Source organism: Nitrospirota bacterium (genome assembly GCA_035873375.1).
Taxonomy (GTDB): Bacteria; Nitrospirota; Thermodesulfovibrionia; order Thermodesulfovibrionales; family JdFR-85; genus BMS3Bbin07.
This window is the reverse complement of sequence record JAYWMQ010000013.1, coordinates 27,841-52,383: the sequence shown is the minus strand read 5'-3', so window position 1 is coordinate 52,383 and position 24,543 is coordinate 27,841. Positions and strand designations below refer to the sequence as shown.

The following is a 24,543-nucleotide window of genomic DNA, read 5'->3' as shown; positions in this document are numbered from 1 at the left end:
TTAACATTTTTTCAACAAAGGTTAACAAAGGGACTTTCTATAAATTCTCTTCTTTTTTAAACCCAACCAACAGCAAAAACCGATCCTTTCCTTCTTTGCTCTCTTTTTTTATAGTATTTTAGTTTCTTCCAATCCCCTGAATTTCCCATGCTGCGATTCCGGTGCCTGTGACTGTCAAGACAAGGCAACTCCGGATAGCCACGCCGATGGATTTCTCGCCAAAGTCACAGTGGCCCATAGCAGGGAAACGGGGTTACGGATTATCGACAATATCAGCTTAAATAAAACAACCTGAAAAAAAATTTCCTGACAAAAACTGACAGGATCAGAACGTTGATTGACAATATTTATGTATTCTTATACAATAAGTGCAATGGAAAAGACATTATATGAGTTACAGGCAGAGGTCTGTAAGACACTTGCAAGTCCAAAAAGGCTTGAGATAATAAATGCCCTGAAAGAGGGGGAAAAGAGCGTTGGTGAGCTTGTAGATATCCTCGGAGTGCCCAAGGCAAATGTTTCGCAGCACCTTGCAGTAATGAGACATAAGGGTATCCTCAAATCAAGGAGGGCAGGGGTCAATATCTATTACAGCATAGCCAACGAGAAAGTTGTCAAGGCATGCACACTCATGAAAGAGGTGCTCACTGAACAGCTCAGGGAGAGAAACAGGATATTAGCAAAGCTCTAACATCCGCTCTTTCAATCTCTTTATCCTGTCCCTGAGAATGGCTGCCTTTTCAAAATCGAGCCTCTTTGCAGCCTCTTTCATCTCTTCCTCAAGTCTCCTGATGGTCTTCTCATCAGAGACATACTCCTCTACCGGTTCCTCCACTGAGGGCACTGCCCGGTAATCCGCCTCGTATATGGAACTCAGGACATCCTTTATGTTGCTCTTTACAGTCTCAGGGGTTATGCCCATCCGCCTGTTATACTCCAGCTGTATCTTCCTCCGCCGCTCTGTCTCCTCAAGGGCCTTTTTCATGGAATTGGTAATCCTGTCGGCGTAGAGAATAACCTCACCATTGACATTCCTTGCAGCCCGTCCTGCTATCTGTATTAGAGACCTCTCGGAGCGAAGAAACCCCTCCTTGTCTGCATCAAAGACAGCCACAAGGGAGACCTCGGGAAGGTCAAGCCCCTCCCTTAGCAGATTGACACCTATGAGAACATCAAACTTTCCCATCCTCAAATCCCTTAAAATCTTCACCCTCTCAAGGGTATCTATGTCAGAGTGGAGATACCTTGCCCTCACGCCAAGCTCTGTATAATAATCGGTAAGGTCCTCCGCCATCTTCTTTGTAAGGGTTGTAACAAGTACCCGCTCATCTTTTTCCGCCCTCTTTTTGATCTCGTCCAGGAGGTCTTCAACCTGCCCTGCAACAGGCCTGACAGTCATCCGGGGGTCAATGAGACCGGTTGGCCTTATAATCTGCTCCACCACCCTTCCCCCTGATTTTTCAAGTTCATACGGCCCCGGAGTGGCGGATACATAGATGGCCTGGTTGACCCTCTGCTCAAACTCCTGAAATGTAAGTGGACGGTTGTCAAGGGCGGAGGGCAACCGGAACCCGTGCTCTACAAGGGTCTGTTTTCTTGAACGGTCGCCCGCATGCATTCCCCCGATCTGGGGAATGGTAACATGTGACTCGTCTACTACAAGCAGATAGTCATCAGGGAAATAATCTATCAGGGTATATGGGGGTTCTCCGGGGGCACGGCCGCTGAGGTGGCGGGAATAATTCTCGATACCATGACAGTAGCCGAATTCCCTCAGCAGCTCGAGGTCAAACCGTGTGCGCTGCTCAATCCTCTGGGCCTCGATGTTCTTTCCGTGTTTCAGAAAGTATTCGATCCTCTCCTCAAGTTCCTCTTCTATTGACTTGAGGGCCGGTTCAAGCCTCTCTCCCGGCGTTATCCAGTGGCTGTTAGGATAGAGCGTCACCTTTGTCAGTCTCTTTATCCTCTCACCTGTAAGGGTGTCGAATTCATAAACGGCGTCTATCTCATCACCAAAGAACTCGATCCTTATTCCCCTGTACTGCGAAAAAGAGGGATAGACCTCCACTATGTCACCCCTCACCCTGATGTTTCCCCTTTTGAACTCCGTCTCGGACCTCTCGTAGAGCATCTCCACGAGCCTCCTGATTACGGCATCCCTTTCCGTCCTCATCCCCTCCTCAACCACCAGGTGCATGGCCATATAATCCTCCGGTGACCCGATACCGTAAATGCACGATACAGAGGCAACGACTATCGTATCCCTCCTCTCGAGCACAGCCCTTGTTGCAGAGTGACGCATCCTGTCGATATCGTCATTTATCATGGAGTCCTTCTCTATGTATGTATCCGACTGCGGGATATATGCCTCAGGCTGGTAATAGTCATAAAAACTGACAAAGAACTCAACTGCATTTTCCGGGAAGAGCTCCCTGAACTCGCCATAGAGTTGTGCAGTAAGTGTCTTGTTATGGACAACCACCAGTGTGGGCCTGTTAAGGTTTGCAACAACATTTGCTATCGTGAACGTTTTCCCGGAGCCTGTGACGCCAAGGAGGACCTGGTGTTCAAACCCCTTCAAAGCCCCCTCTGTAAGCTCTTCTATCGCGGTTGGCTGGTCACCTTTTGGGGTGAAGTCTGTTTTCAGTAAAAACTTATCCATCTTTTTAGTATAATATAAATCAGCCTAAGTCCAAAAAACTCACAACAGATTCCGGATCCTGATTGAAAAATAACATGCGATATATAATCCTTGGTACTGCCGGACATATAGACCACGGCAAGAGCGCCCTTGTGAAGGCCCTTACAGGTGTTGATCCAGACCGCCTGAAAGAGGAGAAAGAGCGCGGTATAACCATTGAACTTGGTTTTGCCGACATACATTATCCCGACGGCCTCTGTGTGGGCATAGTGGATGTGCCGGGACATGAGCGGCTTGTCAGGAATATGCTTGCCGGTGCAGGCGGTATTGATATCGTACTTTTAGTGATTGCTGGTGATGAGGGTGTTATGCCCCAGAGCAGGGAACACCTTGCGATATGTAACCTCCTCAACATAAAGTCAGGCATTATTGTAATAACCAAGACCGACCTTGTAGAGGATGACTGGCTTGAGCTTGTCAAAGAGGAGGTAAGGGACTTTGTTAAGGGCACCTTTCTTGAGAGCGCCGAGATATTCGGGGTATCATCAAAAACCGGCGAAAACATAGACATCCTCAAGGAGAAGATACACCGGATTGCCCTTCAGGTGAGCCCCAAATCAACCGGCGGCCTGTTCCGGCTTCCCATAGACAGGATATTTACCCTCAAGGGGTTTGGGACCGTGGTTACAGGAACCGCACTCTCAGGGTCACTCTCCTCAGATGCCCAGGTGGAGATACTGCCGGCCGGTATAAAGAGCAAGGTCAGGGGACTTCAGAGTCATGGTGAGTCAATTGAAAAGGCTTATGCAGGTCAGAGGGTTGCCATCAATCTGCAGGGGGTCCAGAAGGAAGAACTGAAGAGGGGGGCACTGGTTGTGGAGCCGGACAGGTTCATATCCACCAATGCAATAGATGCAGAACTGATCCTTCTTAAAGATGCCCCTGTCCTGAAGAATAAATCGAGGGTGCATTTTCACCTCTCCACCTCAGAGGCCATTGGCAGGGTTATACTCTATGACCGCAACGAACTGAAACCCGGGGAGACCTCCTTTTGCCAGATAAGGCTGGAAGAGCCGGTGGTTGCTGTCTCGGGTGACAGGTTTATAATCAGGCGCTTCTCACCTGTTGTTACAATAGGCGGAGGGGTTATCCTTGATTCACAGGCAAGAAAGAGACGGAAGAAAGATGGACTTGATGACCTTAAGGTATACAGGGACGGCAATATTGGAGAGAAGATCGCCACAAAGGTGAGGAGATCGGGTGTCAGGGGCATGACCCGTCATTTACTGCAGGGGTGGATAAATGCCGACACAGCAGATATCGATAACGCGATAGAGAAACTGAAAGAAGAGGGAGTGCTCGTCCAGTTTGAAGACAGACTGATCCACAGGGATATTTTTCAGGGTCTCAGGGAGAGGATTACAGATACGCTAAAAAAGTTCCATAAAAACAATCCCCTGAAGCCGGGGATGTCCAAGGAAGTTCTCAGGTCCCTCTTCGGCCTTGAACAAAGGACTTTTCAGGGGATACTTTCCATAATAGAAGAGATAGTTGTTGAGAAGGATACGGTGAGGCTTGCGGACTTTACAGTGGCGGTCACCGACCGTTTTATGGAGATAAAGAAGGACGTCCTCGAACTCCTGAAACGGGATGGTTTTCAGCCACTCACCAAAGAGGAACTGTCAAAGTATTTTGAGCTTAAGGGTAAGGAGATGGACGATATACTGAAGCTTATGGTACAGGAGGGCTCCATCGCAAGGATAACCGACTCGATATATCTCCTGAGGGAAAATTATGACAGGATGCTCCATCTCCTGAAAGAATATTACTCAGGGAAGGACACAATGAGTGTCGGAGAGTTTCGCGACCTCCTTGGCACTACAAGAAAGTATGCCCTTCCATTTCTGGAGTATCTGGATTCAAACAAGATTACTCTGAGGGTCGGGGATGTAAGGAAACTTCACCCTGCCTTTAAAAAGGGTTAACAAAATCGGTCGGATCAGTCAGATCGGTCGGATCTGACCGATAAAAACCGAAGTTTTCCGGAGGCGACAATTGAGCAAGACCAACAATCTGACCTGCCTGGTAATCAAGGGACTCCTGTCATGAGCAGACTCAGGAAGAGCGGCGGCTATCGGGACCTGCGTACCTTTCAGTCCGCCACCCTCATTTATGATGCCACCTACTGGTTTTGCGAGAAGTATCTCAATCCGCGTTCTCGCACGGTCGATCAGATGGTGCAGGCCGCCCGCAGTGGACGCCAGAACATTGCCGAAGGCTCCCGGGCTGCTGCGACCTCCAGTCAAACGGAGCTGCGTCTTGTTAATGTTGCCCGCGCCAGCCTTGAAGAATTGCTGCTCGACTACGAGGATTTCCTCAGACACCGTCGGCAGTTGCAATGGGACAGGGACGATCCCGAGGCACGGGCGGTTCGGCGAGTGGCGGGAGACCATCACTCAAATTGGCCGGATATGACTGATCATCAACGGGCTGCGGTGTATGCCGGGTGGCTTGAAGATGAAGACCCCTCTGTTCGCGCCAATGCGCTGATCTGCCTGATTCACCAGACGAACTACCTGCTCGACCAGCAGATAGCCGCACTTGAGAAACAGTTTGTTGAAGAAGGCGGCTATAGCGAACAACTGGCTGCCAAGCGATTACAGCATCGGGCTGATCAGAGCAATCAGACTGATCACTCTGATTTTCCGCCTTGTCCGCAGTGCGGAAAGCCCATGGTGCTGCGTACGGCAAAGAGCGGCCAAAACACCGGAAAACAGTTTCTCGGATGTTCCGGCTACCCTGACTGCAAAGGGGCGAAGAACCTGTGAGGAGATTTCGAATCAGATCAGTCGGATTGGTCTGATCTGACGGATCCGACCGATTAACGACAAAAAGAAAGAGGAAGTTTAAAAACTATGTCTGCAGTTGTCATAATACCGGCAAGATACGGTTCAACAAGGTTTCCGGGCAAGCTTTTATCGCCCCTGTCAGGCAAGCCGGTTATCCGGCATGTCTGTGAGCGGGCAATGACTGCCACGCTTGCGGATCGCGTAATAGTGGCAACAGACAGTGATAAAATCTATCAGACCGTCCGCTCTTTTGGGGGTGATGCTGTCATGACATCTTCTGAACATCCGTCAGGTACGGACAGGATAGCCGAGGCCGCAAGAGGGGCTGATTATGATATAATTGTGAATGTCCAGGGGGATGAACCCCTTATAAGGGGAGAGATGATCGATAGTGTAATCAGTCTCCTTGAGGACAGCCGGGCAGATATGGGAACGCTTGTAAAGAGGATAGAGGATACTGATGAGGTTTTTGACCCTAATGTGGTTAAGGCCGTTTTTGACACTCAGGGTTTTGCCCTCTATTTCTCCAGGGCCCCGATTCCGTTTTACAGGGAAGAGTTGCGGGTTGCGGGTTGCGGGTTGCGGGTTAAGGAAAAAGAAACCTTGAACCTTGAACCCGGAACCCTGAACCTGGAGTTCTATAAGCATATCGGTATCTACAGCTACCGCAGGGACGTGCTCTTGAATTTGACGGGGCTTTCACAATCCGCACTTGAGAAGGCTGAAAGACTTGAGCAGTTGAGGGCGTTGGAGAACGGGTATAAGATAAAGGTTGGTATTACCGCGCACGAGACCATCGGGGTGGATACAAGGGAGGATATAGAGAAGGTTGAGAGATGGTTGGGAGAGCGCGGGAAATAGAGATTGAAGGGCAAATTCGTGACTGAATACTTTAATAATCCGGGAGAAAGGGTGGTGAAATGGCAAAGTATATCTTTGTAACAGGCGGAGTTGTATCCTCTCTTGGTAAGGGGATTGCATCCGCTGCCATAGGGGCCTTATTGGAGGCAAGGGGACTACGGGTTACACTTCAGAAACTTGACCCCTATATAAATGTTGACCCCGGCACACTCAGCCCCTTTCAGCATGGGGAGGTGTTTGTTACGGATGACGGTGCGGAGACAGACCTTGACCTCGGACACTACGAGAGGTTCACACACATAAGGACCAAACAGGCCAACAATGCCACCACCGGACGGATTTACCACAATGTGATAACCAAGGAGAGAAGGGGTGATTATCTTGGTGATACGGTACAGGTAATACCTCATATAACGGATGAGATCAAGAATGCCATTAAGGCTGTCAGTGATGATTACGATGTTGTTATCGTGGAGATTGGCGGTACCATCGGCGACATAGAGAGTCTGCCCTTTCTGGAGGCCATCAGGCAGATGCGGTATGACGTGGACAGGGAGAATGTGCTCTATGTTCATCTGACCCTCATTCCCTATATACCGAGCGCAGGGGAGCTGAAGACAAAACCTACGCAGCACAGTGTGAGGGAATTAAGGGAGATAGGTATTCAGCCTGATGCGCTCCTGTGCCGCTGTGACAGACCCCTGCCACCGGGGATCAAGAAGAAGATTGCCCTCTACTGTAATGTCGATGTGGATGCTGTAATTGCTGCAATTGATGTAGAGACCATTTATGAAGTACCCCTTGCACTCCATGAGGAAGACCTTGATACACTTATAGCAAACAAGTTTGGTTTTGAGACAAAGAAGCCGGATCTGGGTAGATGGCAGGAGGTAGTCAGGAGGATAAAAGAACCCAGAAACGAGGTAACCATAGCCATTGTAGGCAAATATATAGGGCTTAAAGACTCCTATAAAAGCCTCCTGGAGGCACTTATACACGGCGGTATTGCCAATGATGCAAGGATTATCTTTCAGTGGGTCGATTCCGAAGAGTTGGAGGTTCATGGTCCTGAAAGGTTTCTATCCGAGGTTGACGGTGTCCTGGTGCCCGGCGGGTTCGGCTACAGGGGGATTGAAGGCAAGATTTCGGCGATAAGGTATGCAAGGGAAAAGAAGATACCCTACTTGGGAATATGCCTGGGGATGCAGTGTGCAGTGATAGAGTTTGCAAGGAATGTCTGTGGCCTTGAAAAGGCAAACAGCTCGGAGTTTGATATAAATACGCCGGACCCCGTGATCTATCTTATGGAAAAATGGTATGACTTCAGAAAGGGTAAGGTCGAGGAGAGGTCTATTGAGAGCCAGAAGGGAGGCACCATGCGGCTTGGAGCCTATCCATGCGTGCTCACAGAGAACTCACATGCTCACAATGCCTACAAGGTTAAGGAGATATCAGAAAGACACAGGCACAGGTATGAGTTCAATAACGCCTATCGGGGTGTATTTGCACGGAATGGACTGAGGGTAAGTGGAGCGAGTCCTGACGGCGAACTTGTAGAGATCGTTGAGCTTGAGGACCACCCATGGTTTCTTGGGTGTCAGTTTCATCCCGAGTTCAAGTCCCGCCCTACAGAACCTCATCCCCTCTTCAAGTCCTTCATAGAGGCCTCCCTCAGGGAGAAGAGGTCCCTGTTTCCATATCTGGGAGATGAATCCTTAACCGATATACATGTCTCTACAGAGCATGATGACGACGATGAAGCCGGATAAGAAGGGGTTGACAGGGGAGGGCCTCCTTGTCATTGCAGGCCCATGCGTGATAGAGACGGAGGATATCGTCCTTGAGACTGCTCAAAGGCTCAGGGATATCTGCCGAAGGCTGCAACTGCCGTTCATATTCAAGAGTTCTTATGACAAGGCAAACAGGACGTCCGTAAAATCCTTTCGCGGCCCTGGAATCGACCGGGGGCTGAGGATACTTGAAACTGTAAGGGACAAGCTTTCAGTGCCGGTGCTTACTGATGTGCATTCCCCTTCAGAGGCAGTACGTGCTGCCGAGGTTGTGGATATCATTCAGATACCCGCCCTGCTGTGCCGTCAGACAGACCTCATTATAGCTGCCTCAGAGACCGGAAAGGGTGTGAATATCAAGAAGGGACAGTTCCTTTCTCCCTGGGATGTCGAAAATGTCATTGATAAATTCACATCTACCGGCAATACCAACCTGATGATAACCGAGAGGGGAACCTCTTTTGGATATAATAACCTGGTTGTTGACTTCAGGGCATTCCCTGTAATGAGGTCTTTTGGTTACCCTGTAATTTTTGATGTTACTCACAGTCTGCAGCTTCCCGGGGGGCAGGGTACATGCTCGGGCGGACAGCGGGAGTTTGCCGAGCCGCTTGCAAGGGCTGCGGTTGCAGCCGGTGTTGACGGGCTCTTTATGGAGGTGCACCCGGATCCTGACAGGGCCTCCTGCGACGGGCCGAACATGATACCCCTTAAAGAAATGGAGGGTTTTTTGGAAAGATTAAGGGAGATATTCCGGGTGACAAAGGACTTATGAACATCCTTGAAGAGGCAAAAAAGGTATTAAGCATTGAGGCCCTGGCTATCTCTGCCATGATAGAGAGGCTGGACAGTAATTTTGAGGAGGCCGTAGAGGCCATCTGCAGCAGCAGCGGAAGGACTGTTGTGACGGGTATGGGCAAGTCCGGCATAATCAGCAAGAAAATAGCTGCAACTCTCTCATCTACCGGGACCCCAGCCGTCTTTCTCCATCCTGCCGAGGCATGTCATGGAGACCTCGGGATGGTGACTGACGAGGATATTATAATCGCCCTTTCAAACAGTGGCGAGACCGAGGAGATAATAAGGCTCATTCCGTATTTGAAACGCTTTGGCGTCACCCTTATATCCCTGACAAAGCCGGGCTCCACCCTTGCCAGGGCGTCCGAGTTTGTGCTCGATACATCCGTCAGGGAAGAGGCCTGCCCAATGGATATTGTTCCCACGGCATCAACTACTGCAGCGCTTGCAATGGGCGATGCCCTTGCAGTGGCGCTTATAATGAGGCGTGGTTTCAGGGAAGAGGACTTTGCCATGTTTCATCCCAACGGCTCACTCGGCAAAAAACTGCTTATAAAGGTTGAAGACCTTATGCATACAGGAGACGGTGTCCCTGTGGTTGGCCTGGATACCCCCATGACGGATACCACACTTGTGATGTCCTCAAAACGGCTTGGCATGACCATTGTCTGCAATGAGGAAGGAAGGGTGGCAGGTGTAATAACGGACGGTGACCTCAGGCGCGGGCTGCATAGATGGGGGGCAGGGCTTTTCGGGATGAGGGCTGCTGAGGTAATGACCCGGAATCCGAGAATGATTTCCCGGGATACGCTTGCTGCAAAGGCACTCTCACTGATGCAGCAGCACTCCATAACGGCCCTGATAGTGCCGGAGGAGGAGAGCAGGCCGGCAGGTGTAATCCACCTCCATGATATCCTGAAGAAGGGGATTGTGTGAGGGATAATTTACAGCAGAGGCTGAAACAAACTTTTATGAAAAAAGGAGACCGAACAGATGGGGCCGATTGATTCAACATCCAGGGATAATCCCGGTGCTCAGCCTGATGCAGCAGACGTTATCCTGGAGGCTGCAAGGAAGATAAAGCTCCTCATCCTTGATGTGGACGGTGTCCTTACTGACGGGGGGATAATCCTTGATAACGAGGGTAATGAGCTCAAGTCCTTTCATGTCCGGGACGGGCACGGGATAAAGCTGCTTATACGCAAGGGGGTGGATGTGGCGATTATTACAGGCCGTCGTTCAAGGGTGGTTGAGCGCAGGGCCCATGAACTGGGTGTCAGGGAGATATACCAGAAGTGTTTTAACAAGGTAATCGCCTATGAAGAGATAAAGAAAAAATTCTCCCTGCAGGACGAAGAGGTCGCATATATCGGCGATGATGTGGTAGATATCCCCCTGCTCAGGAGGGTGGGATTACCTGTAACCGTGGCTGATGCATCTGAGGATGTGAGGGCTTTTTCAATGATAGTAACCGGAAACAGTGGGGGCAGGGGGGCGGTGAGAGAGATTACCGACCTTATTCTTAAGGCAAAAGGGTTTTGGGAAGGGATAATCAATGACTACATTAAGACTTAACGTCCCGACCATACTGACATTCAGCCGCATAGTCTCCATACCTTTCTTTCTTGTGCTTGCGCCCAACTATCCGGTCTGGGGGGCCTTGATCTTCGGTCTGGCGTCCCTGACGGATTTCCTCGACGGTTACATTGCAAGGAAGACCGGGCAGATTACCAAATTCGGTATTATCATGGACCCCATAGCAGACAAGTTCCTTGTAATCTCGGCACTGATACTCCTTGTTGACCTTGGAAGCCTTTCGGCCTTTGTGGCCATAGTGATTATCGTCAGGGAGTTCCTGGTGACCGGACTCAGGGTGGTTGCCCTGTCAAAAAATATCGTCATACCGGCTGAGATGGGTGGAAAGCTGAAGACAACAGCCCAGATTATTGCCATTCTGTGTCTGGTGTTGAAGGACAGCCTGTTCGGCATAAACCTTTATGCTCCCGGCGTTGTCCTTATCTGGGTTTCCCTTGTGCTTGCAGTCTTTTCAGGATTTCAATATACTGTTTCCTTCTGGAAGGCGGTAAAATGATCGTTGTATTACTGATAGTCGCATATATTGCCGGAACCATTCCCTTTGGTCTTATCATTGCAAAAGCCCGGGGTGTTGACATCAGACGGGTTGGCAGCGGCAATACAGGGGCTACCAATGTCCTGAGGACAGTCGGTAAAAAGGAGGCGGTTTTTGCCCTGACAGGGGACCTAATGAAGGGGGCCTTTGCAGTTGCCCTGATGAAGGTCTCGGGATACGGCGACCCATACACCGGGCTTGCAGGGTTATTTGCCGTAATAGGGCATGACTATCCGCTGTTTTTCAGGTTCCGTGGTGGAAAGGGTGTTGCAACTTCGATAGGGGCGCTCCTCGTATACGCACCGTATGTTGGGCTGTTAACTGTATTGATATGGCTTGCCGTGGTATTTATATCCCGCTACTCCTCCCTTGGTGCACTTACTGCCTTTACACTTTTGCCCCTGAACATGATTGTTTTTAAAAAGGGAGTGACCGGTTTGTTCCTTTCAGTTCTCTTTGTCATGCTCATTTACATAAAACATCGGGAGAATATCAGGAGGCTTATGCAAGGCAAAGAGCCCAGGGTTGGACAAAAAAAAAATAATTAATGATATAATGATATTATTATGAAATAATGTAAGGTTTTCTGGCTTACGGTAAGTCAAAATCTACCCGGGGGTATGTGCTTGAAGAAAACGGCTATTCTTTTTCTGAGCCTTTTACTTTTTTTAACCCAGCTCTTTTTTACTCGGATAGTTGGGGCGGAACTTCCAACAAAGGAAGCTCTGGTAACACCTGAGACTTACTCGTATCTTCTATTGGAGAAAGCCGGAAAGAAGTCCGGGGCTGAATCCATTAAACTGATTGAAGAGGCGATCAGGGTGTCTCCGAATGACCCTGCCGCATATTTTGAGCTTTTCGATAAAACCCTTTCCTTGCATCCGCAGAAGTTCTTTCATTCCCTGAACCATCTCTTTAAGGGCATAGCCGCTTACCCCAGGAGTTTCTGGTGGTTTTTCAACCTTACGGGCATATTATCAGGAGCGCTCCTGACTGCCATTATACTTGTCCCCATCATTATTGCCTTAACGAGGTTGCCGCTTGATGTACCGCTCATGGCACATGAAATACAGGAAAATACCAGGACATCTGCTTATCTCCTTGTGCTGATTCCTTCTCTGCTCGGGCCATACTATTTTCTTGCCTCTCTATGTTTTCTATCCTTCCTGCACCTGAAGGGAAGACCGAGATATGCGGGGTATCTCCTGCTTCTTGTGCTCATGTTAGCGCCCCTGCCAACTGCCTATCTGAATATTTACCTTTCTGCAAGTTCTTCTCCGGAGATAAAGGCTGCTGTTGCAGTTAACGAAGGCAGGAGTAACATCTATGCAATTGAGACACTCAAGGATAAGGAAGAGGTGCCTCTGAAATTTTCTTATGCCCTTGCGCTCCAGAGAGAGGGAAGGATCAGGGCTGCTGCCGAGGAATACAGACAGCTTATCTCCTTAAAAAAGGACCCCAGGTTTTACATTAATCTCGGGAATTGCTATGCGGTAATGAAGCGGCTGGACAAGGCTGTGGATATGTATAAGACTTCCATAAGCATTAAACCTTTCCCCTCGGCCTATTACAATCTGAGCATGCTGGCAAGGGAAAAGCTGGATTTCGCTGCCGGAGACAGATACTTCCAGCAGGCCTCGAATATGGACTTTGACAGGATTGCACAATTCAGGGAATTACGTAACGACACTAAAACGCTTGCCCTTATGGGAGAGGGACTATCTACAAATGAACTGCTTTCGTTTGCATTGGGGCAGGGATTGAAAGACGTGAATATCTTTTCTCTGAATGGGCCTTTGGTATTGATGGCCTTTTCACTTTTATTAATAGCTATCCTCTTCCTGTCCGGGGATTCAACTGCAATGGCAACGAGGTGTCAAAAGTGCGGAAAACTCTACTGTGCTGCCTGTGAAAGACGTATGCCAAGGGTGGGGATGTGTACTGAATGTTTCCGGTCGATGATATCCTTTGAATCAAACCCGGCTGAAAGGGTTGATACCATTGTAAAGACTCATAATTATCTTAAAAAGAGACGCAGGATACTTAATATCCTCGCCTTTACAATTCCGGGGATAACGCTGCTTTACGTTGGCAGGGTCTTCAGCGGCATCTTTTTTTCCTTTATCTTTCTCTTCTCTGCTTCAGCGCTGATCTTCTCTGAATTCTTCAGGTTTAATATATATCCATACAGTCATAGCTGGCTTACTTTTGCCTTTTCCCTGATTCTGATATTATCTTATCTGTCATGTAACCTTTATACAATCAGGAGGCTGAAAAAAGGATGGCTTTAACAGGCTCAATAAAGGAGTTCGGTCTTGCGGATATCCTGCAGCTAATCTATTTCCAGAAAAAAACAGGAATCCTTGAGATTGAAGGTCCGGTGGATACCATAAAGATATACTTCCACGAAGGCAATATTGTTGCCGCAAGGTCAGCCAAGAGACCCGAGGAGAATCGTATCGGTAATATACTGATAAAAAAGGGCATCCTCAAGGAAGAAAAGTTGAAGGATTTACTCCAGAGACAGGCTCAGAGTGGAACAAGACTCGGAAGTCTCCTCATTCAGGAGAATCTTGTACCAAAAGAAATTCTTGTAGATATAATCACCCACCAGATTACAGATCAGATCGTACAGATGTTTACATGGAAGAAAGGGACTTATGAGTTCACTCCCCAGGGGGTGCCGATAGATAAGAACCTTGGCATTTCCCTTGATACGCAGCACCTGCTCATGGAGGGGTTGAGGATTGTAGATGAGTGGTCAATCATCGAGGGCACACTCACTCTTGACACTGTTTTTGAGAAGGTGGACAAGGCAGTGGAAGCAGAACTCTCGGAAGAAGAAGAGGAGGCCCTGAATCTCGTAGATGGAGAGAACGATGTAAGCACCATAATTGAACTTTCGGGAAAGGATGATTTCAGTATCTCCAAGACCCTTGTTTCATTGCTGGAAAAAGGTCTGATTTCCCCCATTGAAGAGGCGAAGGAGGTTGCAGTAGAACCTGCAAAAAAGAGAAACCTGTCGGCTGTGATGACTTACCTTATTCCGTTGCTTATAATCCTTGGCTTTGCCGTCTCATTTGCACCCGCTACAGTCAGGAACCTTCCATTGGTTGACAGGCTTGAGGCCTCCAATAAATTAGAGTTCATCCGGTTGTCAGTTGAATCATACAGGATAAAAACAGGATACTATCCCGAGAATATCCCGGTTGACAATGCAACGGATCCATGGGGAAACCCGTATGTCTATCTGCTTACGGGCAATGGATACAAACTCTTCAGTGCAGGTCCGGACGGAAAACCGGATACAGGTGATGATATATTTTGAGATGAAGCAGGACAAAACTTAGTCATCCGCAGATTACGCAGATTTCTCAGATTAAACTTGAAATACTCGAAACTAAAATAAAAACATTGAAAGATGTCACCCTGAATTTATTTCAGGGTCTCTTTTTTAGAATTCTGAAACAATATTGATCTTATTTTAAATCTGAGAAATCTGCGTAATCTGCGGATAAAAAATCTTAAACATGAAAAAGGCAGTCATACTTCTAAGCGGCGGGATAGACTCCTCCACAACCCTTGCGATTGCAAGGTCTGAGGGATATGAGTGTTATACCCTCACTTTCGATTACAGCCAGAGACACCGCAGGGAGATCGAGTCTGCCAAAAAGGTGGCAGAAGCCCTTGATGTAAAAAAGCACCTTGTAACCCGTTTTGACCTCCGGGAGATAGGGGGCTCGGCCCTGACCAGTGAGATCGAGGTGCCAAAGCACAAGGCCGAGGCCGCAGGTCGGAAGTTAGAGTTCAACCAATCGTCAATCCCCATCACCTATGTCCCTGCCCGAAATACCATATTCCTCTCCTTTGCCCTTGGCTGGGCGGAGGTGCTTGAGGCAGGGGATATTTTTATTGGCGCCAATGCCGTGGACTACAGCGGCTATCCTGACTGCAGACCCGAATATCTCCATGCCTTTGAGGCGATGGCAAACCTTGCAACCAAGGCCTCTGTTGAGGGTAAAATTAAATTCCGTATCCTGGCCCCGCTGTTGTATCTGACCAAAGGGGAGATAATCAGGCGGGGTACGGAGCTCGGGTTTGATTATGCCCTCACCTGGAGCTGCTATGACCCTGCACCTGACGGCAGACCGTGCCTGAGATGTGACAGCTGCAAATTCAGGGAGAAGGGATTTTCAGAGGCAGGGCTCAAAGACCCGCTCCTCTTGCGGGAATGACAAATGACCGTGATTTATACACAGAATCAGGGCTGCACTATGGATATCCGGGACAGGTCGTAAACTATGATTTCAGCCCTTCCGTTATACAGCTTTATAGTCCCTTTTACATCAACTACCTTGCCGAGAAAGAGATTTACAGGATCAAGGGCTGCGTAGTCCGGGGATTTCATTATCATTACAGTGAAGTTTTTATCGAGTCTGTAATCATTCTCACTATTAAGAAATACCCTGTCACCGATATCGTGGGCCTTTCTGACAAGGAAACGTACGGTCTTCTGCTGTCCAATAAAATTTCCTGCATCACCTGGACAGAGCAGGCCGTCTCTTCCACAGGTCTCTGAGAGGGCAAGTCTTTTTCTCCTTGTCTCTTCCCACCTGAGCTGTTTTTCCCTGTTCCAGAGTCCCACCCCTTTGCGCCGCGCAATCTCCTGGTATCTCCTGAAATCTTCCAGGTACTGAAACGGGTATCTTGTATATGCAAAGGCATAGCCCTGCAACAGGAGCTCCTTGTTGATAAAGGTGTCATCCACCCAGGCATAACGGAGAAGGCGATTGTATTTGCCCCGTTTGATTGTGCGGTCCCTGTCCCTCTTAAGACATACCCTCTTCCCTTTGATAAGGGCCTTCAGTTTTCCGGATGCCTCCTTGCCAAACCACGCTACATCAACCCGCGGGTCAACTGTCTCAGGGGTGTCAATTCCGATAAGCCTTACCCGCTCATTGTTTTCGATGACAAACGTATCTCCGTCAATAACCTTTTTGACGTAAACGTACTCGCAACCTGAGCCGGCAGCATTTGAGGGGGTTGTCCATGAAAATGTAATCAGCCACAGGGCGAGCAGGGTCAACAGTAAATATCCGGTATTTCTCTTGCTCATTATACCAGGAGCCCCTAAACTACGAGACCCTGAAATAAATTCAGGGTGACAATTAAAAACTTCTGCATCACGTCCTGAGCAACGGATAACCCAAACTCTTTACTCAGACCCTCCAGCAGAGCTTTTTCTCCCTTGCGGACTCAACCTCTTTACGCCTCTCCTCAAATCCTTTTTTGCCCATCATGCCGTAGGTGAGGTTTTTCCCCTCTTCAACCCCCGGCTGATTAAAGGGATTAACGCCGAGGAGAAATCCTGTGAGGGACGTAACAATCTCAAAGTAGATAAAGAGCTGTCCCAGGTGATAGGCGTCGATGGCAGGCATGTTTACGGTAAGGTTTGGTCTTCCAGCCTTTGCCAGTGCAAGCTCTGAAGACTCCTCTTCAGCCTTTATGAGTTCAGAGAGGGAGTGTCCACAGAGGTAATTAAGACCCTCCATATCCTCAAATATGTGCGGTGTCTTTATATCCACACCGTAATCTTCTATCCTGACGAAGATAACCACCTTGTCTTCAGGGCCTTCCACCCAGAGCTGTAACTGGGAGTGCTGATCAGTGGTTCCAACAGAGGGATAGGGAGTCAGTCCCATGCCAAGCTTGCCGAGACTCTCTGCCCATAGCTGACAGAACCATTCTGAAAATGGCTTCAGTCCATCGGCGTAGGGGATGATAACATCTATATTCCTTCCTGCTTCAGTCTTCAAAAGGTAAAGGATGAACGACATGAGGAGGGCTGGATTTTTCCACAGGTCCTCCTCCAGGCACTTCTCCCTCATATCCCGTGCTCCCTTAAGGAGCGCTCTTGAATCCACCCCGATAACCTCTGCGAGCAGGAGACCCACTGCGCTCAATACCGAATACCTGCCTCCAACACCAGGGGGGATGGGGAGTGATTCCAGCCCGTAACGTTTTACTATTTCCCTAAGATTGCCCTTTTCAGGATCAGTAGTAGCCACAAACCTCCCGGATATCTTTTTGCCGAGGACCTTTTCCATCTCTTCCCAGAGTATCATAAAGGAGGCTACGGTCTCGGCAGTGCTGCCGGATTTCGTAATTACGTTTACAGTCGTCTTTTTGAGGTCTGTTATGGAGAGGATGCCTGAAAGGGTTCTGGGGTCGACATTGTCGTAGATAAAGACCTTTGGGGTTTTTCTGAGGTTGTGGAATGGACTCAGGGCCTCAAGGATGGACTTTGGTCCCAGGGCTGAGCCGCCTATCCCGAGTAAAAGAAAAAACTCCGAGTCGTCCTTTATCCTGAGTGCAATTTCCTTTATCTTTTCCGTATCTCCGTCAGGTAGGTCAAGAAAGGCAAGCTCCGGCCACTTTCTCTGCACCAGCTGCCCAAGGGCATCCTGCCCCTTGCTTCTTAGAGCCTCGATTTCTCTTTCAGACAGACCCTTTTCCCCTATAACCTCTTCCATTACATTTGCAAAATTAAGCGAGATCATGAGTTCCTCCCCAAAAAGATGATAGTGTCTCCCGAAGCCCGACCGGGACAGAGCAATATATTATTAAGCATTATATCATACATTAAGGGCATTGGTCGTAATAATACAACATGGGCTGTTATCAATAACTTCCTGGAGGGCTGCCTCTACACTTCTTAAAAAGGGGGATTAAGTGTTATTATTTACTTCAAATAATTATTGCGGGGTTTTTTGGATGGATGCCCCGGCTTTTATAAACCTTACAGTCTGAATGTCAGGAGGGGTTAGTATGATCGAGGATATCATGCAGCGGACTTTTTTCAGCAACACCATATCGGATTATCTCGTCAGTCTTGCGATTCTCGTTGTCGGTGTTCTTGTAGTCATGGTCTTGAAGCGTATTATTATAAAGCGGCTCAAGGTCTGGGCTGACAAGACCACCACCACCCTGGATGATTTTTTTGTACGGATTGTCGATAGCAAACTGGTTCCGGTCTTCTATTTCGGTGTGATTTATCTATCCATACACACCCTGACCCTGGGGCTCTCATTCACCAAGGCCTTTGATATCGTTATAGCGGTCCTTCTCACCATCTTCAGCGTCCGTTTCATAGTGGCAATAGTAAATTACGCGATAGAGAGCGTATGGCTCAAAAAGGAAGAGGATACAACCAGGAAGTACAGTGTCAAGGGATTACTCCCGGTAATAAACGTAATCATCTGGGGAATTGCCATCACTTTCCTCCTGGATAACCTGGGATTTAAGATCTCCACGGTAATTGCAGGACTGGGGATTGGTGGTGTAGCGGTTGCTCTGGCAGCTCAGACGGTTTTGGGCGACCTCTTCAGTTACTTTGCCATACTGTTTGACCGGCCGTTCAAGATAGGTGACTTTATTATTGTTGGAGATTACCTGGGAACCATCGAACATGTGGGAATCAAGACTACCCGGATCCGGAGTCTCAGCGGAGAGCAGGTAATCTTTTCCAATACAGACCTTACCAATTCCCGTGTGCGTAACTACAAGAGGATGAACAAGCGCCGCGTGGTTTTCAGTCTGGGAGTCACCTATCAAACGGGCCTGCAGGAGGTGAAGGAGATCCCCAAGGTTATTTCCGGGATTATAAAGAATATCGACCTTACTGCCTTTGACCGTGCTCACTTCTCTTCTTTTGGAGACTTCAGTCTCAACTTCGAGGTAGTCTATAATGTTCTCAGCAGTGACTACAACAAGTATATGGATATCCAGCAGGAGATTAATTTTCAGATCAAGGAAGAGTTTGAGAAACGCGGAATCGAGTTTGCATATCCGACACAGACATTATTTATAACTAAAGCGTGAGCTGAAAAGGGCAATCTTTAAGGAGAGATACGATGCGTTATATTGCTTTCTTTCTGATGTTTGTCTTGTTCTGTCCCGCTGTCACCGTTGCCGGGGTGGACAGTAAGGATATTTCAGTGCCTGCTGAAAACAGGCTGCTCGTCAGGAGGGCAAGCAAAGATATCAGGCTGATCGGTTATACCAGGAAGGAACGATCCATGACCGTATCCTCAGAGGTCCCGGGAAGGGTTTTCAGTGTCAATTATGATGTGGGGCAAGCAGTCGGCAAGAAACCCTTTATAGAGATAGAGCCAACCTTTATTGATCTTGAGATAGAAAAAACAGAGCAGTTTATAAAAAAGCTGGATATAGCCCTGAAAAGGATGCAGGTGAGGGTTGCCTATCTTGAAAAGGAATTCCTCAGGGTTGATACCCTTTACAGGAGGGAGAGGGCTACAGGGGTCAAGAGGGACGCTGCTGCCCAGGAGCTTGAACAGGCAAGGCTTGAACTTGATTCAACGGTTCAGGAGAGGGCAGTCCAGAAAACTGTATTAAGAGAGCTGTCGGAGCGGAAGCTCCGTCACAACATCTATGCACCCGGGGGATGGATTGTCACGAAACGGATGGTCGAGCCTGGAGAAGTTATTCAGCCGGGGACTCCTCTTGCTGAGGTCTCCGACTACAGCGGGCTTGTTGTGCCATTCTCCTTATCAAGTGAGGAGCTTTCAGCCATCGAGTCCCTTACTGAAGAGTTTGATGCTGAACTTGAAGGGGTGCCGGTTAAGGCGTCTCTCAAGTGGATCAACCCAGAGTTTGATGAAAAGACAAGGAAGCTGAATGTAGAGTTGGTAATCCGGGATTTCCGTGGTCAGGGAAGGGGCGGGCTCATGTTTGTTCTGCCACTCCAGATTCGCTCAGAAGGCCTTTTTATCCCCAAACCCGCTGTTACCAGCCGTTACGAAAACCCCACAGTGACTGTAAAGGAGACGGGTGAGGTCGTAAAGCTCACGCCCCTTGGCGAATTTGGTGATTACCTGAGAGTGGCGGCAGACGAACGCCTTGTCCCGGGCACTGAACTCTTTGCTGCAGGGCAGAGATGAAGAGGGTAGTCCGCTATACAATTAGACAGGCTGTCTTCCTCAATATCGTATTTGTTCTCTTTATTGTGGCGGGAATCTTCAGCCTTTTTACCACACCTGTGGAGAATATGCCCCCCGTTGATATGGGGAGGGTTTTTATAACCACGGTCTATTACGGTGCCTCGGCTGATGACGTGGAAAGCCTGGTCACCAGCAGGATAGAAGACGCCCTGGACGGGATTAAAAACGTTGAGTATATCCAGTCGAGGTCACTGCGGAACTATTCCACCGTAGAGGTAAAGTTCATTGACGACACTGATTACAGGGCCCTCTATGATGAATTGAGGTTCAGGGTATTGAACATCAGGAACGAGTTGCCCCCTGAGGTTGATGAACCCCTCTTCCTGTATGCCGACACCCAGATGTGGATGCCGGTTGTTGCCGTAAACATAGTGGGGGATATCCCGAACAGGAGCCTGAAACTCCTGGCAGGGGAGCTCAAGGCAGGCATCCTCGGTATTCCGGGTGTGCGGGAGGTTACACTTTCAGGGGAATACGAAAAGGAGTTCCATGTCTCCCTGGACCCTGAAAAACTGCGCAGGTCCGGCATTACATTTGACCAGGTTGCAGATGCAGTCGGGTCGGCCAACACAAAGATTCCAACAGGGAGGTTCAGGGAAGGCAGCACCGAGTTTATGCTTGAGGCGGGCAGCAGGCTTTCCTCCCAGCAGGAGGTACTGGATGTAGTTGTGCGACGTGACGGAGATGCAAACTTCCTCCGCGTGGGAGACCTTGTAACAAGTGCTGCGATAAGCTACAGGGATCCGGATGTGATTTCCTCTACCAACGGCCTCAATACCTTGAGGCTCCTCGTCAAAAAGGAGGACAGCGGCAACTCGATCAGGATCGCCGAGGCGGTCAAGGACCTCTCCCGGCGTTTTGAAAAGACCCATGCCAGGGACGATGTCACCATTGAGTTTACAAATGACTCCACCATCGAGATAAAGGACTCGGTCAGGACCCTCAGCGGCAACATGCTGTTTGGCATGGTCCTTGTAACCATAGTGCTCTGGATTACCCTGGGGTTCAGAAATGCCATGCTGACTGCAATCGGCATTCCCTTCTCCTTTCTCTGCGCAATCATACTTATTAAAGTAACCGGTCAATCCATCAACACGATAAGCCTTTTCTCTTTCGTCCTCGTCTCCGGTATTATCGTTGACGATGCAGTAATCATTCTGGAGAATGTCTACCGCCATATGCAGATGGGCAAACCCCAGAAAGAGGCTGTGATAGACGGTGTCTCGGAGGTGATGCTGCCGGTCATCAGTTCGTCACTCACAACCATACTCGCCTTTGTCCCCATGCTGATCATGACCGGCAGTACAGGGGATTTCTTCAGCGTAATACCAAAGGCCGTATCCTACGCCCTTGCCGCCTCACTCTTTGAGGCGCTTTTTATCCTGCCCATACATATACTCGACTGGGGCCCGAAAAGAATAGTGCGCCCTGCAGCAGATAATAAAGGCAATTCCCATCACCTCACCTCAGCTATATTTACCCCCCTCTGGGGGCTCTACCGGAGGATTCTCGATATACTCCTTGAGCACAAGGCTGCAACCATGGTGACTGTTTCGGGGATTTTTCTGCTTGCACTCCTGATCCTCGGCCTTTCCGTCACAGGTATTGTACCCCTCATCAATGTGAAGTTTTTCCCCGGCAGTTACTTCAGGTACCACCTTGCCGTCATCATGCCCGCGGGCACGTCCATAGAGAGGACGGATGCCGTAGTGAGGGATCTGTCGCGGTTTATCGTGTCAATGGGCAGTAAACAGGCCCTTGCAACATCAGGGGCTGCCGGGTTCTACGAGGATGAGGACTATTCACTCCATTCAGGCCATCGCTACGGGCAGGTGGTAGTGACCCTGCCGGAGGAGAAAGAGAGGGATTTTCCCGAAAATCCCGGTAACGACCTGATGCTCCATCTTGATTTTATCCGGGAAAAGGTGAACGATTTTATTGACCGGAAATACGGCGATCCCGGACTGAAACCATACCTGAAGGTCTTCCCTGAAAACACGGGTCCGCCAACCGGAAAGGCCGTTAACATCAGGATCTCCGGTAATACCATGGGCGAAGTGATAAGGGCTGCAGACGCCTTGAAACAATACCTTGGATCGGGTGAGGAGTTTTCAGGCCTGCAGGGCCTTGAGGACAACAGGGCAACGAACCAGAGGGTTGTCAAATACATTCCCAGACAGGAGGCCGTCTTTGAATACGGCCTCACTCCCCGGGCTGCAACTTCTCTTGTGGCAGGCGCGTTAAACGGCAGATACGCAGGCGAGTTCAGGAGCAGGGGCGAGGAGGTGGACCTCCTGGTGCGGCTTGCAAGGGCGGATGACCCTGGCAACAGCAGGGGGACCGGCATCTCCGAGCCAGCCGACATATTGGCCGTGCCTGTAATTGAGAACAGCTCCTCACCTGTGCTTCTCAGAGACCTCGTTGAGATGAAGTACCTGAACGAACCCACTATAAGGACCAGATACAACGGAAAACCGACCATCACCATCTCTTCGGATATCAAGTCAGGGGCAAACCTCTCCACAAGCAGGGTGCAGGTGCTTGTCAAGAGATTCTTCGAAAACATTGCCGGAGAGCATCCGGGGGTCACCATAAGTTTCGGCGGTGAATTTGAGTCCACAAAGCGGGCATACACCTCACTGGTCTTTGCTTTTTTCATCGCCCTGCTCTGTATCTACATGGTGCTCTCCTCCCAGTTCAAGGATTATTTCCAGCCAATGATCATCATCTCTGCCGTTGCCTTTGCCCTTATAGGCGTTGTGTTCGGGATGTTCATTACCAGGTCGACCTTCACGATCGGGAGCTTTCTTGCCGTTGTCGGCCTGGCAGGTGTTGCAGTTAACGACTCCCTCATACTCATAGATTTTATGAACAGGAGGCGGAGGGCCGGTACTCCGCTGCGGGAGGCCGTAATAGAGGCGTGCAGTGTAAGGATGCGTCCTGTGCTGATCACTACAGTCACCACCATGCTGGGGCTCCTGCCGATGGCGATAGGCATTCCGAGCAAGTCTGTTGCGTGGGCGCCCATGGCCACTGCATTCGTAACGGGGCTATCGAGCGCTACACTGCTTACACTGCTTATTGTCCCGGTTGAGTATGAACTTTCCGAGACCCTCAGGCTCTTTCTGCGGAGGGTCTCCGGGAGGCATGACAAGGAGGTGCAGACTTGAAGATTAAATTTCTTGTATTACTGCTGATACTCCTTCTTCCCTCTGTTGCCCGCACTATAACACTTGAAGAGGCCCTGAAACTTGCCCTTGAAGATTCAGAGGCCGTCAGGATTACTGTCCAGTCATCGGAGGCCTTAAGGGCTGATGCCAGGAGAGGGGTTGCCTTTGTCAAACCTCAGGCAAGAATCGGGGCAAGGTATTTACGGAATTACAGTACCGTCGAATGGTTCCCCGGCTTTGAGACACCCCACTGGCTTAAGTCCGCCTCAATAGAGGCAAGTCAGGTGCTCTGGACAGGCGGCAGGGTATTGAGGAGTCTGGATCTTAAGGAAAACCTCTACAGGCTATCGGAATTCAGTGAAAAGTCCGGGAAGAGAGAGATCCGGAGACAGGTCAGGATAGCCTTTCACAGCGTCCTCTTTCAGAAAGCCCTTCTTGATATTCTGGAAGACAGGACAGCACAGAGAGAAGAGGAGCTCAGGGATGCAGAAGACCTCAGGAATGCCGGCATGGTGACTTCTCTTGATGTGCGCCAGGCAAAGCTGAATCTCAATAATGCCATGGAAGAGCTGCAGACCGGAGAAGAATCTTACAACAGGGCACTTATTGACTTTAATATCTCAATCGGCAGGTCGGGCTGGGAAGAACTCCTCGTTCCCCGCGGCAGGCTTGACAGCATAAGGGGGGTTGAAACACGCCTGAAGAGACTCGAGGATGCCTTCAAGCAGGATCACCTGCTTGATATAAGACTCGCTAGGGCCGATCTTTTAACTTCCCGGCTCCGGTACGAGATTGCAAGGAGGGGGCACCTGCCGGAACTTCAGCTTGTGACTGCTGCCAGGTCGAGCAACGAATATATAGGTCAGATGGATCAGGAATGGAATATAGGGATACAGCTCACTTGGAATGTCCTTGACGGCGGTCTTGTCAGCAGCAACAAGGCCGCCACTATGGCAGAGATGCGTGTTGCAGACAATAAACTAAAGAAGACCAGAAAAGAGCTGGCCGGTCTTGTCAGGGACTTGAAGGTCAGCGTTGCATCAGTTGACAGAAGGATAGAACTGCAGCGGGAGTCAGTGGCCCTGTCAGGAGAAAACTATGAAGATGCCAGGGGGCAATACCGTGCAGGAACAATAACGCTCACCCGACTCGGTGAGCTCAACCTTGCCTATGCAGAGGCCCGGTTCAGGCTCTCAAGGCTCTTCTACCTCAAGCGCGAACTCTTGATCCGGGCGGATGCCTTGCTGGAGTGAGAGAGATGTTCCCGGCTGAAAACCGTTGCA

Annotated in this window: 20 protein-coding genes; 17 read left to right on the top strand and 3 right to left on the bottom strand. The window is 49.4% G+C overall.

Annotated elements, in window-relative coordinates:
* Positions 1–349 precede the first annotated feature (349 nt).
* Complete coding sequence (locus VST71_03670; protein ID MEC4684817.1) at positions 350–691, top strand: metalloregulator ArsR/SmtB family transcription factor; 342 nt, start codon at positions 350–352, stop codon at positions 689–691.
* Here VST71_03670 and uvrB read toward each other — a convergent pair.
* On the bottom strand, positions 677–2,662 hold the full coding sequence (gene uvrB, locus VST71_03665; GenBank protein MEC4684816.1) for an excinuclease ABC subunit UvrB: 1,986 nt from the start codon (positions 2,660–2,662) through the stop codon (positions 677–679). The two genes, VST71_03670 and uvrB, sit on opposite strands and share 15 nt — an antisense overlap.
* A 74-nt stretch (positions 2,663–2,736) precedes the next feature.
* Here uvrB and selB point away from each other — a divergent pair, with 74 nt between their 5' ends.
* From selB to queC, 12 genes are all read left to right on the top strand, one after another.
* A complete protein-coding gene (selB, locus tag VST71_03660; GenBank protein MEC4684815.1) occupies positions 2,737–4,626 on the top strand; it encodes a selenocysteine-specific translation elongation factor in 1,890 nt (629 codons plus the stop codon).
* 120 nt (positions 4,627–4,746) lie between these two features.
* Positions 4,747–5,469 carry a four helix bundle suffix domain-containing protein gene (locus VST71_03655; protein ID MEC4684814.1) on the top strand — a complete coding sequence of 241 codons (723 nt, stop codon included), beginning with the start codon at positions 4,747–4,749 and terminating at the stop codon, positions 5,467–5,469.
* Between the two features lie 87 nt (positions 5,470–5,556).
* Positions 5,557–6,351, top strand: coding sequence for a 3-deoxy-manno-octulosonate cytidylyltransferase (kdsB, locus tag VST71_03650; protein MEC4684813.1), 795 nt, complete (start codon positions 5,557–5,559; stop codon positions 6,349–6,351).
* Positions 6,352–6,410: 59 nt separating this feature from the next.
* A complete protein-coding gene (locus tag VST71_03645) occupies positions 6,411–8,120 on the top strand; it encodes a CTP synthase (GenBank protein MEC4684812.1) in 1,710 nt (569 codons plus the stop codon).
* Entirely contained in the window at positions 8,098–8,916 is an 819-nt protein-coding gene (kdsA, locus tag VST71_03640) for a 3-deoxy-8-phosphooctulonate synthase (GenBank protein ID MEC4684811.1), read from the top strand. Before VST71_03645 ends, kdsA begins: the two co-directional genes overlap by 23 nt.
* A complete protein-coding gene (locus tag VST71_03635; protein ID MEC4684810.1) occupies positions 8,913–9,875 on the top strand; it encodes a KpsF/GutQ family sugar-phosphate isomerase in 963 nt (320 codons plus the stop codon). Before kdsA ends, VST71_03635 begins: the two co-directional genes overlap by 4 nt.
* A 57-nt stretch (positions 9,876–9,932) precedes the next feature.
* On the top strand, positions 9,933–10,514 hold the full coding sequence (gene kdsC, locus VST71_03630) for a 3-deoxy-manno-octulosonate-8-phosphatase KdsC (protein MEC4684809.1): 582 nt from the start codon (positions 9,933–9,935) through the stop codon (positions 10,512–10,514).
* Positions 10,495–11,031: a CDP-diacylglycerol--glycerol-3-phosphate 3-phosphatidyltransferase gene (gene pgsA / locus VST71_03625; GenBank protein ID MEC4684808.1), complete on the top strand. Its 537-nt coding sequence runs from the start codon at positions 10,495–10,497 to the stop codon at positions 11,029–11,031. Before kdsC ends, pgsA begins: the two co-directional genes overlap by 20 nt.
* Positions 11,028–11,618: a glycerol-3-phosphate 1-O-acyltransferase PlsY gene (gene plsY / locus VST71_03620; GenBank protein MEC4684807.1), complete on the top strand. Its 591-nt coding sequence runs from the start codon at positions 11,028–11,030 to the stop codon at positions 11,616–11,618. Before pgsA ends, plsY begins: the two co-directional genes overlap by 4 nt.
* Positions 11,619–11,696: 78 nt before the next feature.
* On the top strand, positions 11,697–13,361 hold the full coding sequence (locus VST71_03615; protein MEC4684806.1) for a hypothetical protein: 1,665 nt from the start codon (positions 11,697–11,699) through the stop codon (positions 13,359–13,361).
* Positions 13,352–14,398, top strand: coding sequence for a DUF4388 domain-containing protein (locus tag VST71_03610; GenBank protein MEC4684805.1), 1,047 nt, complete (start codon positions 13,352–13,354; stop codon positions 14,396–14,398). The genes VST71_03615 and VST71_03610 overlap by 10 nt, the downstream gene beginning before the upstream one ends.
* Positions 14,399–14,600: 202 nt before the next feature.
* Entirely contained in the window at positions 14,601–15,305 is a 705-nt protein-coding gene (gene queC, locus VST71_03605; protein ID MEC4684804.1) for a 7-cyano-7-deazaguanine synthase QueC, read from the top strand.
* 26 nt (positions 15,306–15,331) lie between these two features.
* On the opposite strand, the gene VST71_03600 is transcribed toward queC, so the two are convergent.
* Together VST71_03600 and VST71_03595 are read right to left on the bottom strand one after the other, a co-directional pair.
* Positions 15,332–16,186, bottom strand: coding sequence for a thermonuclease family protein (locus tag VST71_03600; GenBank protein ID MEC4684803.1), 855 nt, complete (start codon positions 16,184–16,186; stop codon positions 15,332–15,334).
* 103 nt (positions 16,187–16,289) lie between these two features.
* Positions 16,290–17,630: a glucose-6-phosphate isomerase gene (locus VST71_03595; protein ID MEC4684802.1), complete on the bottom strand. Its 1,341-nt coding sequence runs from the start codon at positions 17,628–17,630 to the stop codon at positions 16,290–16,292.
* Positions 17,631–17,898: 268 nt separating this feature from the next.
* Between VST71_03595 and VST71_03590 the strand changes: the two genes are divergently transcribed.
* The 4 genes from VST71_03590 to VST71_03575 are packed head-to-tail and all read left to right on the top strand — an operon-like array spanning position 17,899 to position 24,513.
* Positions 17,899–18,951, top strand: a complete 1,053-nt coding sequence (locus tag VST71_03590; GenBank protein ID MEC4684801.1) for a mechanosensitive ion channel family protein — start codon at positions 17,899–17,901, stop codon at positions 18,949–18,951.
* A 32-nt stretch (positions 18,952–18,983) separates the two neighbouring features.
* Positions 18,984–20,030 (top strand): HlyD family efflux transporter periplasmic adaptor subunit, encoded by a 1,047-nt coding sequence (locus VST71_03585; GenBank protein MEC4684800.1) that lies wholly within the window; start codon positions 18,984–18,986, stop codon positions 20,028–20,030.
* The gene (locus VST71_03580; protein ID MEC4684799.1) at positions 20,027–23,260 is read left to right on the top strand and encodes an efflux RND transporter permease subunit; all 3,234 of its coding nucleotides are present in this window, start codon (positions 20,027–20,029) and stop codon (positions 23,258–23,260) included. The genes VST71_03585 and VST71_03580 overlap by 4 nt, the downstream gene beginning before the upstream one ends.
* Positions 23,257–24,513, top strand: coding sequence for a TolC family protein (locus VST71_03575; protein ID MEC4684798.1), 1,257 nt, complete (start codon positions 23,257–23,259; stop codon positions 24,511–24,513). Before VST71_03580 ends, VST71_03575 begins: the two co-directional genes overlap by 4 nt.
* The last annotated feature ends 30 nt before the right edge of the window (positions 24,514–24,543 follow it).

Bases quoted from the DNA above. Each gene is read 5' to 3' on its own strand.
- VST71_03670 (MEC4684817.1), top strand. From the start codon at position 350: ATGTATTCTTATACAATAAGTGCAATGGAAAAGACATTATATGAGTTA.
- uvrB (MEC4684816.1), bottom strand. From the start codon at position 2,662: ATGGATAAGTTTTTACTGAAAACAGACTTCACCCCAAAAGGTGACCAG.
- selB (MEC4684815.1), top strand. From the start codon at position 2,737: ATGCGATATATAATCCTTGGTACTGCCGGACATATAGACCACGGCAAG.
- VST71_03655 (MEC4684814.1), top strand. From the start codon at position 4,747: ATGAGCAGACTCAGGAAGAGCGGCGGCTATCGGGACCTGCGTACCTTT.
- kdsB (MEC4684813.1), top strand. From the start codon at position 5,557: ATGTCTGCAGTTGTCATAATACCGGCAAGATACGGTTCAACAAGGTTT.
- VST71_03645 (MEC4684812.1), top strand. From the start codon at position 6,411: ATGGCAAAGTATATCTTTGTAACAGGCGGAGTTGTATCCTCTCTTGGT.
- kdsA (MEC4684811.1), top strand. From the start codon at position 8,098: ATGACGACGATGAAGCCGGATAAGAAGGGGTTGACAGGGGAGGGCCTC.
- VST71_03635 (MEC4684810.1), top strand. From the start codon at position 8,913: ATGAACATCCTTGAAGAGGCAAAAAAGGTATTAAGCATTGAGGCCCTG.
- kdsC (MEC4684809.1), top strand. From the start codon at position 9,933: ATGGGGCCGATTGATTCAACATCCAGGGATAATCCCGGTGCTCAGCCT.
- pgsA (MEC4684808.1), top strand. From the start codon at position 10,495: ATGACTACATTAAGACTTAACGTCCCGACCATACTGACATTCAGCCGC.
- plsY (MEC4684807.1), top strand. From the start codon at position 11,028: ATGATCGTTGTATTACTGATAGTCGCATATATTGCCGGAACCATTCCC.
- VST71_03610 (MEC4684805.1), top strand. From the start codon at position 13,352: ATGGCTTTAACAGGCTCAATAAAGGAGTTCGGTCTTGCGGATATCCTG.
- queC (MEC4684804.1), top strand. From the start codon at position 14,601: ATGAAAAAGGCAGTCATACTTCTAAGCGGCGGGATAGACTCCTCCACA.
- VST71_03600 (MEC4684803.1), bottom strand. From the start codon at position 16,186: ATGAGCAAGAGAAATACCGGATATTTACTGTTGACCCTGCTCGCCCTG.
- VST71_03595 (MEC4684802.1), bottom strand. From the start codon at position 17,630: ATGATCTCGCTTAATTTTGCAAATGTAATGGAAGAGGTTATAGGGGAA.
- VST71_03590 (MEC4684801.1), top strand. From the start codon at position 17,899: ATGATCGAGGATATCATGCAGCGGACTTTTTTCAGCAACACCATATCG.
- VST71_03585 (MEC4684800.1), top strand. From the start codon at position 18,984: ATGCGTTATATTGCTTTCTTTCTGATGTTTGTCTTGTTCTGTCCCGCT.
- VST71_03580 (MEC4684799.1), top strand. From the start codon at position 20,027: ATGAAGAGGGTAGTCCGCTATACAATTAGACAGGCTGTCTTCCTCAAT.